Raw genomic sequence first — 10,200 nt, forward strand, 5'->3', positions numbered from 1 at the left:
GTTGAGAATACTTTTGTTAGGGGAAAAGGGGGTTGCACGAGATGCTTCCCCGTAAGGGGATTGCGGCCCCTAAAATGTACCTATGCTCAAGCGCCTTTATGCGATTGCGTACGACATACCCGACGATAGCCGTCGGGTTAAGTTGGCCAACCTCTTGAAAAGCTACGGGGAGCGGGTGCAGTTGTCGGTGTTTGAGTGCTATTTGGACGAAAGGATGCTGAAGGACCTTCTAGCGCGAGCGAAGAAGATTGTTGACCTTACCGAAGACAGCTTGCGCCTTTACCCGGTGGAAGGGGAGGTGCGCATTTTGGGGCTCGGCGCCCCCACCCGCCTCGAGGCCTTCGCCGTGGTGTAGAGCGGGGTCGGGGAGGGGCCGCCTTCGGTCTTCTGCCCTTATTTCCCCCGACGCTCGCCCCGACAAAAATAAGCGCCTCGAGCCAACCCCATAACCCCCCGCACGTTACCTTCCAGGCCATGTGCGGGGGTAGGGTTGGGCCGCATACCGGCGTGAGCTACGATTTAGTGAACTTTTCCCTTGTTACCCTTGCCGACCAGGACAAGGATGAGCTTCACCGCCCACTTCCTAAAGGAACCAAGCGCCCGATGGCCCACCCCAGGGGGTAGCCATCCTTCGGGTTCTGCGCTCCCGCGGTTTTGCGGGTCTTGGGCTCCTGAGCCTCCGGGTAGTCCTCGGGCAGGAGGAGGGCGAGGCGGAGGGTGAGCCTTCCCGAACCGAAGCCCACCCGGAGGGGGAAAGCCTCCTTGTCCTGCGCCAGGCGAGCCTCGAGCTCCCGGTAGACCTCGAGGGCCCGCGCAAGCCCCTCGTCCTCGGCGAAGGACCGCTCCCACTCCGCCACCTTGCCGTAGTACTCCCTAAGGGCCCGCGCGAGCTCCTTCGGGGGCACCGGCCCCGCCACGCCCCCGTGCCGGGCGAGGCCCCCCTGGTAGCGGAAGAGGAAGCGGAAGCGGCTTCCCTTGCGGAAGGTTTCCGCCAGGATAACGGTCCGGTCCATGGCGCCTTTGGGGTGGAAGACCCCGATGCGGTTGAGGAAGCCTTCCCCCGGGCTCGAGTCCGTGAGGCGCACGGCGCGGAAGGGGTCTTGGTAGAGATTCAGATCGGGGCGGCCGTTCTTGGAGGCGAGGTAGCCCAAGACCGCCCCTTCAAAGGTTTGGTTGTGGAAGAGATCGGGCTTCTGGGGGGGCTGGATGAGGGCGTCTTTGTCCTTTGGCGTGGGCTTGCGCCACGCCCAGCCTCCCCCCCGCCACTCCACCACCTCTCCCCTCTGCACCAAGCGCCAGTAGAGCCAGGCGGTGCGGAGCGCCCCCTTCACGCTGGAGCCGGGAAGGTAGGGGCCCAAGGGGCTAGAGGGCAAGGGGCGGAACTCCAAGGCCGCCTCGTCCGTGGCCTGCAGGATGCTGTCCAAAAACGCCTTGCTGGCGGGAAGGGTGCGCAGGATGGCCTCCTTGGGCACCTGCCCCTCGGCGAAGAGGCTCCGCAACACCTCCTGGGCTCCCTTGGGGCCCTCCGCCACCCTGCGCAAGAAGGCCTCCCGGCGCCCGGGGGAAAGGGCAAGGAGGAGGGCGGAGGTGTCCAAAAAGTAGACCTGCCGCTTGGCGAAGTCCGGGATATAGGCGTAGGCGGGGTAGTTTTCCCCGGTGCCCACGTGGACCGGGGAGAGAAGCTCTAGCTCCAGGGCGTAGCTCTCCAGGAAGCTCATACCCGCACCCCCAAGGGGAACACCTGCAGCACCTCGTACACCCGCACCTCCTCCTCCGGGGGCTCGGAGGGAGTCACGTCCAGGAGGCGAAGGGCCCTTTCTTGGTAGACGCTTCCCTCCTTGACCCGCAGGTGGGGCCGCTTGAAGGGCTTGGCCCCCACGTAGCCGCCGCCGAGCCGCCCCCAGTAGGGCTCCAGCTCGTAGTAGAGGGCCCCTTCCAGGGGCCCGGGGGCCAGGGTGGCGTAGGCGTTGGGGTTTTGCGCCTCGGGAAGCTCCAGCACTTCCTCCCCCTCCACCCGGAAGCACCCCGCCCCCACGCTGGCTAGGCCCCCGTAGCCCATCTCCCCCACGAAGCGGAGCCCCTCCAGGAGGTCAAAGGGGGGCTCGCCTAGGGCGTAGACGGCAAAGCGCCCCTCAGGGACGAAGAGGTCTTGGGCGAAGAGGACGCCCGCCCGGGCGGTGCCGGAAAGGCGGTCTATCCCCACCCGCAGGCGGCGCAAGGGGCGGCCCATCCTTGGCTCGAGGCCCTCCACCTCCGGGGCTCCCAAGAGGGCCTCCTCTCCCCTTTCCGCCACCTTGCGGAAGGTGTCAAAGCTGAGGAAGGCCAGGGCTTTGAGCCTTTTGCGCAAGCCCGTCTCCTCCACCTGGAGCGGGGGGAGCTTGGGCCGGGGCAGGAAGCCCTCGGGGAAGGCGCTGGAGAGGCGGAAGCCCATGCCGGGAAGCCGCTCCAAAAGCGCCTCCAGGGCCTCCCGGCCGTGGGTGTAGCGGTACCACCAAAGGAGGTGCCCGAGGAGGCCGGGGGCCCGGGGCAGGCTCCGCACCGGCCCCCTGAAGCGGAGGTAGTAGGCCTTGACCCGCATGCTACCCCGCCAGGTTGACCTCGGCGATCTTGAGCCGCTCCGAGAGGGGTAGGCCCTCCTGGGCCTCCAGGGGCTTCTCGGGGTGGAGGAAGTAGACCTGGCCGTAGCCCCGGCTGATGTGGCCGCCCAGGCCGTCCAGCTCCAAGAGCTCCAGGGCGCGGAGGACGTAGCGGCGGAAGTTCTCCTCGTCCTGCTCGTCCAGAACGCGGTAGACCATTTCCACGTGAAACCGCGCCCCGGCGGGCACCCGCTCCGTGGTGCGGGGGTTGGCGTTGCCGCCCAGGCGGGGGATGAAGACCTCCTGCTTGATCTCCGTGAGGTAGCCGCCCCGGGCGATGGTGCGCTCCAGCTCCTCCTTGGAATCGGGGGTGAGGTAGGCGTCCCGCACCAGGAGCCGCGTGGGACCCCGCTTTCTGGCCGCCTCGAGGGAGGCGCCATCGTTTTCCGGGGCCAGGCCGAAGATGCGGGCCACGGGGTCCTCGGGGTCCTGCGAGGCGTAGACGTGACGTTCCTTGGCCTTCAGGATGTAGTCCCCGCCCAGGCTCCACTCCAGGAGGTAGCGGAGCTTCCCCTTGAGGCTGGAGCCCGGGATATAGGGCTCGTCCGTGAGGGGGTTGCGGATCACGGGGTTGTCCAGGTCGCCGATGGCCATCTGGTCGCGGCTCATGCCGATCCTGAGCCCGGTCTTGGCCAGGAGAATGGCTTGGATACGGAAGATCTTCCTGAGCTTCATCCCACGCCTCCTCACTTGCCTAATGCGTAGAAATAGGCCAGCACCGCCTCCACGTACTTCATCATGGCCTCAAAGTCCTTGGGGCTTCTTTTGCCCGCGTCTAAGGCCTCGTTGAGGAAGGCCACGAACTTCCCGGCTCCCCGTAAGGGGCCTTGCGCGCGCGTGTTGTAGGCCAGTTTGGCCTTCAAAAGCTCCAGCTCCGGCACGAGCCGGGCGAAGGCCAGGTCCTCGTCCGCCTTGCGCTCCTTCTGGAAGCGGTTTTCCAGGGCGCGAAGCTCGGCGAAGTAGTTGCGGAACTGGCTGGACTTGACCTTGCCTTCCCGAACCAAGTCCTCCGCCACCTGGCGGGCCCGCTCAAAAAGAACGGGGTCCAAGAGTCCTTTCTCCTTGTCGCGGTAAAACTCGAGGGTGGCCATTTAGCTCCTCCTTTCCTGGTATAGCGCCCACTGGACCCAGACGGGCAGGTAGACCCAGGCCGGGTCCTGATGGTCTAGAAGCGTGAGGTACCTCTTCCAAGCCGCCTCGTCCCTCTCCCGCAGGCGCCTGAGGGCGTAGGCCAGGAGGGGCTTGTACCCCATGCGCGCCCCCTCGTCCTCCGCCGCCGCGAAGCGCCGCCACAGGGAGAGCCAACGGTAGACCTGGGCCTTGCTCACCCGGTCCGCCTCGAGGTCCCGCCTCAGGCCCTCCTGCCAGGGGCGAAGCCCCTTTAGCTCCCCCCACGGCACCGCCTGGCCGAAGAGGTAAAGCCTCCCCCGCCCCGCGCCCTTGGCCTTTTTCTCCGCCTCCTGCAGGGCCTGGGCCATCTGGGGCACCGGGGACTTGGGGGCGAAGAGGAGGAAGGCCCCGGAAAGGGTGAGGGCGGGATGCCGGGTGTACTGGCGGTAAAGCTCCGCGAGGTCCAGGGCGAAATCCAGGAGGGCGTCCCAGGGCCCCAGGAGGAAGAGGTCGTCCCCGCCCGAGTAGACGCTGTAGAGGAGGGGGTAGCGCGCTTCCTTGCGGCGGGCCTCGAGGTCATCCCACCCCAGGCGCCTTTGGTAGCGGGAGGGGTTTCGCATGAGCTCCAAGACCTCCACGCTGAAAAACCACTCCAGGGCCCGGGATAGGGCGGCGATGCGGCTCGGGGTGGCCAGGTCCCGCTCCTCTCCCCTAAACCCCGTGGCGAAGGCTTCCCCCATGCGGTCGGCGTCCAGGAGGAGTCCCCCCAGGTAGGAAGCCCCCTGGGAGAGGTGGGCGAGCTCGGAGAAGGTGAGGGGCCGATCCAAGGCCAAGCCCTCCTCCGCTTCCCAAAGCCCCTCCTCCTGCGCCCACGCCCGGTACTCCTCCGGGGTAACCCCCTTGGCCTTGAGGGCTTGGGCCACCGTGGGCAGGTGGCCCAAAAGGGGCTTCACCTCAAAGGAGGCGCCGTCGGGGGCGAAGTCGGCCTGGGCCCGGTAGGTGTGGAAGGGCGCTTTGGGAAAGCTTCCTTGCCCCAAGGCCACCCGGAAGGAGGGAAAGCGCAGGTAGGGCCTCGGGGCCTCCTCGGCGAAGAAGCCCACCCGGTCGCTCTTCGGCAGAAGCCCCCCCACCTCCCGCTCTAGCTCGCAGCCCAGGCAGAGGCTTCCGGGTTCGTCCTTCTGGGCGGGGCGCAGGCCGCAGGCGGCGCAGGGGCGGAGGGCCTCCCGCACGCCTTCCCCCGTGGCCTGGAGGAAGGGAAGGGGCCTCAGCTTGGCCAGGGCCAGGGCCTGGTGAGCCCGTTGCAGCACGTCGGGGAAGCGGCGGAAGGCCTCGCCCTTGAAGGCCACCCAGGCCAGGTGGGGCAGGAGGCTTGCCCCGTTCTCCAAGGCCCAGGAGCCCCAGGCGGCTTGGGCCTCCTTCAGGGCCTCCAGGGCATCCTCGGTGTTGGGTAGCAGCAGGTAGAACTTTCCCCCCGCCCCCAGGATGCGGTTTAGGGGTGTGAGGCCCACCGCCCGCAGGATCCCCAAGGCCATGGCCTCGGAGGCCAGGCTCACCTCGAGGCTCCGCGCCCGGAGGCGCTTGGCGATCCCCCCCACCCCGGTTTCCGCCCCGGCGATGCGGTAGATGTGGCCTTGGATCCCGCCCATGTCCCCCACCACCAGGAGAAACTTCTCCCCCTCTTGCCGAAGGGCCTCCACGGAAGGCGCCTCCCCGTGATAGCGCCAGAGGGCGTGGGCGATGGCGGCGGTCAGGCGGAGGTGATCGTAGAGGGAAACATCGGGCTCGCTTTGCGTGTCGGCGGGGACCAGGGAGAGGGTTTCCTGGAAGGCCGAAAGGAGGCCCATGAGGAGGCCCTGCGGGTTTTGGGGGTGGAAGGCGGCGAGCCGCCCCTCCAGGCGCTCCAGGAGGCGGGCGTAAACTTCTTTGCGCACGTTGGGCTGGGTCTCCGGGTAGGGCGCCCCCGGCACCAGGCCCTCCCCCAGGGCGTGCACCGGGCTCAGGCCCACCCCACCCTCCCCTTCCCGCCCCTGAAGGCGGAGCCGGGCGAAGATGGGCTGGAGGGGCACCTCCGGGGGGCTTCCTCCCCCCTCCCCTTCCCGCTCCTGGGAGGCGTGGGTGTCCGCCAGGGCCACGCACCAGGCCTCGGGGGTGTCGGGCTGGTACTGGGGGCGGTTGTGCCAGCCCTCGTGGTGGCGGCTTGCGGTGCGGGCCAGCCACTCGGGGTCCAGGCCGGCTCGTTGGAAGAGGGGCGCCTGGGACAGGATGAAGCGGGCGGTGTAGGCGGTGTGGGTGCGGTCGGGCATCTCCTCGTCCCGCTCGTTCCAGCGGGCGCGGGAGAGGAGTTTGCCCACATCGTGGAGAAGGGCCGCCAGGGCCACGGAAAGCCCGTCTGCCATGCGCACAGATTACCCCTTCTTCGGCCTTGGCCGCGTGACGGATGCACAGGCGGGTAAAATCCCCCCGTGGTGCTGGCCTCCGTGGTCTTGGTGTTGCGAGGGGAGGGCCCGCCCGAGCCCGTGGGGCTTCGGGGATTCTTCTACGGCCTCGTGCGGGAGGTGGCCCCCGAGGTCCACGAGCAGGGGGAAAACCCCTTCGCCCTGGGTTTCGGCGGCAAGGAGGGGGCGTACTGGGCCAGGGTGAGCTTCCTCAAGGAGGAGCTCTACGCCAGGCTTTCCCCCAGGCTCTTCGCCCTGGAGGGGGAAGCGGTGCGGTTGGGCAAACCCTTTCACGTGCGGGCGGTGCTTCAGGAGGGCCACCCCTGGGCGGGGGTCACCACTTACCCCCGCCTCTTCCAAAACCCCTTGGGGCCCGACCTTCCCCTGCGCTTCCACAGCCCCACCTTGTTCCGCCGCAAGGGGGTGCACTACCCCATGCCCGAGCCCAAACTGGTCGTGGAGAGCCTTCTTCGGCGCCTCGAGGCCTTCGGGCCTCTCCAGGCACCGGATGGGGTGCGGGAAGCCCTTTTGGAGCGGACCACGGTGCGCTGGCTGGAGGGGCGCACCCTGAAGGCGGAAACGGAGGTGGACGCCGTGGGCTTCGTGGGCCGGGTGGTCTACCACCTGCCCAGGGCAAAGGAGGAGGAGCTGGCCTGGCTTTGGGCTTTGGGGCGCTTCGCCTTCTTCGCCGGGGTGGGGACCAAGACCGCCTTGGGCTACGGGCGGGCCAAGGTGTTCGCCCTGCGGGAGGGGGATGGGTAGGCTCCTCTTGGCCTTGGCCCTCCTCCTGGGGGTGGCCTGGTTTTGGGCGCGGCCCAAGCCCCCGCCCCCGGGGGTCCTCGCCCCTTATCCCCCGGTGCAGGAGGCCTTGGAGCCGGAGGATCCTCGTACCCTGGTAAAGGGCTCCTACCGGCTTGAGCCCGTGGCCCGGTTTGGCCTCGAGGCCCGTCTCCTCAGCAAGCGCCGCTACCGCTACGACCGGGGGGCCGCCATCGCCCCCTGGGACTTCGCCTTGGGCTGGGGGCGGATGTCGGACACGGCGGTGCTTCGGCGGATGCGCCTGTGGCAGGCGGACCGCTTCTACTTCTACGCCGGCTCGGGGGAGCCCCCCATTCCCCTGCAGGAGATCGTGGAAAGCAGCGCCAACATGCACCTGATCCCCGCCACGGAGGCGGTGGAGCGGGCCCTGGCCCGGGCGCGGCCGGGCCAGGTGGTGCGCCTGGAGGGGTACTTGGTGAACGTGTACGGGCCCGAGGGCTTTTTTTGGCGCACCTCCACCACCCGCAAGGACACGGGGGCGGGGGCTTGCGAGCTCGTTTGGGCGGCCCGCTTCGCCGTCCGGTAGGTACGGGAGCCGGCACGGAGCTCTTGCGCCAGGGCGCACTTCCTTGGTAGGCTTCCGCCATGAAAAGGGAGCGGCTGGTGCCCCTCACGGAGTGGGCCCGCATGCAGGGGATCTCGGAAAGCTTGGCCCGGAAGTGGATCCGGGAGGGCCGGGTGGAGGCGGTGCGCCTCGGCCACTACTGGTACATTCCCGAGGAGATTGACGGCCCCGAGCGGGGCAGGCAGGTCTACACCCTCTTCACCCACGCCGGGGGGGCGGGGAAGACCTCCTTGGCCCGGGACTTGGGGTTTGAGCTGGCCTCGAGGGGCTACCGGGTCCTCTTGGTGGACGCCGACCCCCAGGCCAACCTCACCGCCTGGCTCGGCGTGGACCCGAGCACCGTGGAGGACGGGGAAACCCTCCTGAGGGTCATCCGGCAAGACGTTCTGCCCCGGCCCCGGGAGGTGGGGCGGAACCTCCACCTGGTGCCCGCCTCCGTGGACCTGGCGGTGGGGGAGCTGGAGCTAGACCGCAAGCCCTTGGGGGCCTTGGCCCTGCGCACCGCCTTGGAGAAGCTCACGGGCTACGACCTGGTCTTCGTGGACTCCCTGCCCTCCCTGGGCTCCTTGGCGGTGATGGCCGCCTTGGCCGGGGACGGGCTCATCGTGCCCGTGGAAACGGGCGCCAAGGGGGTGCAGGCCCTGAAGGCGGTGATCGGGGTGGCCAAGGAGTACCGGGAGGCCTTGCGCAAGGTGGACCCCGAGCGGGTGGCCGGGAGGCCGCACATCATCCGGGCCTTCGTCCCCACCAAGTACGACGCCCGCACCGCCGGGGACAACCGGGTGTTGGACACCATCAAGGAGCTTGAGGAGATCGCCCCCGTGGCCCCCCGCATCGCCTACCGCCCGGGGCCGCACCGCCGGGCCACGGAGGAGCAGGTGCCCATCCAGCTCACGGGGGACAAGGAGGCGGCGGAGGAGATCGCCAAACTGGCGGATTTCCTGCTCAAGGAGGTCTTCCGCTACGAGGAGGTGGTGGCGTGAGCGCCATCCGCGCTTACCTAAAGGGACTGGTGGAGGAGGCGAAGCGCCCGGCTTCCTCCACGGCGCTTTTGGGCGAGCTCGTCCCCCGCCCCCAGCCCCGCCGCCGCTTTGAGGAGGCCTCCCTGAAGGCCCTGGCGGAGTCCATCCGGGCCCACGGGGTCCTGGAGCCCCTCCTGGTGCGCCCAAGGGGGGACGGGAAGTACGAGATCGTCGCCGGGGAAAGGCGCTACCGGGCGGCCCAGCTGGCGGGCCTCGCGGAGGTCCCGGTGGTGGTCCTGGAGGTGGACGAGCGGGCGGCCCAGGCCATCGCCCTCATGGAGAACCTGCAGCGGGAGGACCTGAACCCCTACGAGGAGACGGTGGGGGTCTTAGACCTCCTCGCCCTGGAGCTCGGGAAGGGCAGGGAAGAGGTGGCGAGCCTCCTCCACCGGATGCGGAACGAGAAGGGGGGTAAGGCTACCCATAACGTTATGGGTAGCCCGGAGGCGGCGAGGGTGGAGGAGGTTTTTCGCGTCCTGGGGCGGATGTCCTGGGAGTCCTTCGTGCAGAACCGCCTTCCCCTCCTCACCCTCCCCGAGGACCTGAAGGAGGCCCTGGAAGGGGGCGCCATCCCCTACACCGCCGCCCTGGAGCTCAAGAAGGTGAAGGAGGAGGCCGCCCGGAAGGCCCTCTTGGAAGAGGCCAAGGCGGGGCTTTCCCTGAGGGAGCTCAAGGCCAGGGTGCGGGAGCTTCTCAAGCGGGAAGCGGCGCCCAAGCCCTGGCATCACGAGGTGGCGGAGAGGCTCAAGCGTCTGGACCTCGAGGCCCTCCCCCGCCATAAGCGCCGCCAGGTGGAGGAGAAGCTAAGGGAACTCTGGGCGCTCTTGGGCGAATAGGGCTCTGGGCAAGGGCTTCCTTCCAGGCTGGGGTGGGCGGATGGGACCCGTACCCAACGGCTCAGAGGGGACGCGGCTCCCCATGCCTGTCCTGACTGGGCCCCGGCGGCCGCGCCGTTCTGGAGACGGGGAAAGGGGTGCGTGATGGCCCTTTGGCTGGTGCGCGCTGGGAAAAGAGGAGAATATGAGGATCTCGTTCTGAAAGAGGGCGTGGCGGTCGTGGGCTGGGAAAGGTTGGGAGATCTTTCGGGCGTCCCGAGCCGCGAAGCCCTTTTGGCCGAGCTGGAAGAGGCTTACCCCGATAAGGGGAAGAACACCCTCCTTAACTGGCTGGGCCAGATCTGGCCTTTCTTGCGGGAGATGCAGCCGGGAGACTTGGTGGCGTTGCCCCTTAAGCAACGACCCCTGGTGGTGCTGGGCCGCGTGAAGGGCCCGTACCAGTATCGGCGGGAGCTTCCCCCGCCTTGTCGCCACACGCGGCCCGTGGAGTGGATCAAGGAAATCCCCCGCACCCGCATAGACCAGGACCTCCTCTATTCCTTGGGTGCCTTCATGACGGTTTGCCGGATTCAACGCAACAACGCCGAGGAGCGTTTCCGGACCTATCTGGAAGGACAGCCTTCCCTGCCGAGCGCATCTCCCCTTGAGATCCCAGAGGGGGGTGGAGAGGCAATGGACCTCGAGGCGGTGGCCCTGGACCAAATCCGGAGCTTCCTCTCCAGGCGTTTTAAAGGGCATCGCCTCACGGAGCTGGTGGCCGCGGTGCTTTCCGTCCAG

The 10,200-nt window shown here is 68.3% G+C and carries 11 protein-coding genes; 6 read left to right on the forward strand and 5 right to left on the reverse strand.

Annotation, left to right across the window (positions count from 1 at the left end; genetic code table 11):
- Positions 1 to 82: 82 nt before the first annotated feature.
- A complete protein-coding gene (cas2, locus tag QT17_RS12485) occupies positions 83 to 355 on the forward strand; it encodes a CRISPR-associated endonuclease Cas2 (RefSeq protein ID WP_039460492.1) in 273 nt (90 codons plus the stop codon).
- A gap of 214 nt (positions 356 to 569) precedes the next feature.
- Here cas2 and csm5 read toward each other — a convergent pair whose 3' ends face one another.
- From csm5 to cas10, 5 genes are read right to left on the reverse strand one after another with little or no spacing between them, the layout of a single operon-like run.
- Complete coding sequence (csm5, locus tag QT17_RS12490; RefSeq protein WP_039460494.1) at positions 570 to 1,718, reverse strand: type III-A CRISPR-associated RAMP protein Csm5; 1,149 nt, start codon at positions 1,716 to 1,718, stop codon at positions 570 to 572.
- A complete protein-coding gene (locus QT17_RS12495; protein ID WP_039460496.1) occupies positions 1,715 to 2,578 on the reverse strand; it encodes a hypothetical protein in 864 nt (287 codons plus the stop codon). The genes csm5 and QT17_RS12495 overlap by 4 nt, the downstream gene beginning before the upstream one ends.
- Position 2,579: 1 nt before the next feature.
- The gene (gene csm3, locus QT17_RS12500; RefSeq protein WP_039460498.1) at positions 2,580 to 3,311 is read right to left on the reverse strand and encodes a type III-A CRISPR-associated RAMP protein Csm3; all 732 of its coding nucleotides are present in this window, start codon (positions 3,309 to 3,311) and stop codon (positions 2,580 to 2,582) included.
- 11 nt (positions 3,312 to 3,322) lie between these two features.
- Complete coding sequence (csm2, locus tag QT17_RS12505; RefSeq protein WP_039460499.1) at positions 3,323 to 3,727, reverse strand: type III-A CRISPR-associated protein Csm2; 405 nt, start codon at positions 3,725 to 3,727, stop codon at positions 3,323 to 3,325.
- Entirely contained in the window at positions 3,728 to 6,142 is a 2,415-nt protein-coding gene (gene cas10, locus QT17_RS12510; RefSeq protein ID WP_039460501.1) for a type III-A CRISPR-associated protein Cas10/Csm1, read from the reverse strand.
- Between the two features lie 66 nt (positions 6,143 to 6,208).
- Between cas10 and cas6 the strand changes: the two genes are divergently transcribed.
- The 5 genes from cas6 to QT17_RS12535 all read left to right on the forward strand — a co-directional run.
- Complete coding sequence (cas6, locus tag QT17_RS12515; protein WP_039460503.1) at positions 6,209 to 6,943, forward strand: CRISPR-associated endoribonuclease Cas6; 735 nt, start codon at positions 6,209 to 6,211, stop codon at positions 6,941 to 6,943.
- The gene (locus tag QT17_RS12520; RefSeq protein ID WP_039460505.1) at positions 6,936 to 7,526 is read left to right on the forward strand and encodes a hypothetical protein; all 591 of its coding nucleotides are present in this window, start codon (positions 6,936 to 6,938) and stop codon (positions 7,524 to 7,526) included. The genes cas6 and QT17_RS12520 overlap by 8 nt, the downstream gene beginning before the upstream one ends.
- A gap of 59 nt (positions 7,527 to 7,585) precedes the next feature.
- Positions 7,586 to 8,548 (forward strand): ParA family protein, encoded by a 963-nt coding sequence (locus tag QT17_RS12525; RefSeq protein ID WP_039460507.1) that lies wholly within the window; start codon positions 7,586 to 7,588, stop codon positions 8,546 to 8,548.
- A complete protein-coding gene (locus QT17_RS12530) occupies positions 8,545 to 9,423 on the forward strand; it encodes a ParB/RepB/Spo0J family partition protein (protein WP_039460508.1) in 879 nt (292 codons plus the stop codon). The genes QT17_RS12525 and QT17_RS12530 overlap by 4 nt, the downstream gene beginning before the upstream one ends.
- Before the next feature lie 210 nt (positions 9,424 to 9,633).
- The coding region (locus tag QT17_RS12535; RefSeq protein WP_369792396.1) for a restriction endonuclease at positions 9,634 to 10,200 on the forward strand (567 nt) is incomplete at its 3' end.

The sequence above is a fragment of the Thermus sp. 2.9 genome, from assembly GCF_000794385.1.
GTDB classification, from domain to species: Bacteria; Deinococcota; Deinococci; order Deinococcales; family Thermaceae; genus Thermus; species Thermus thalpophilus.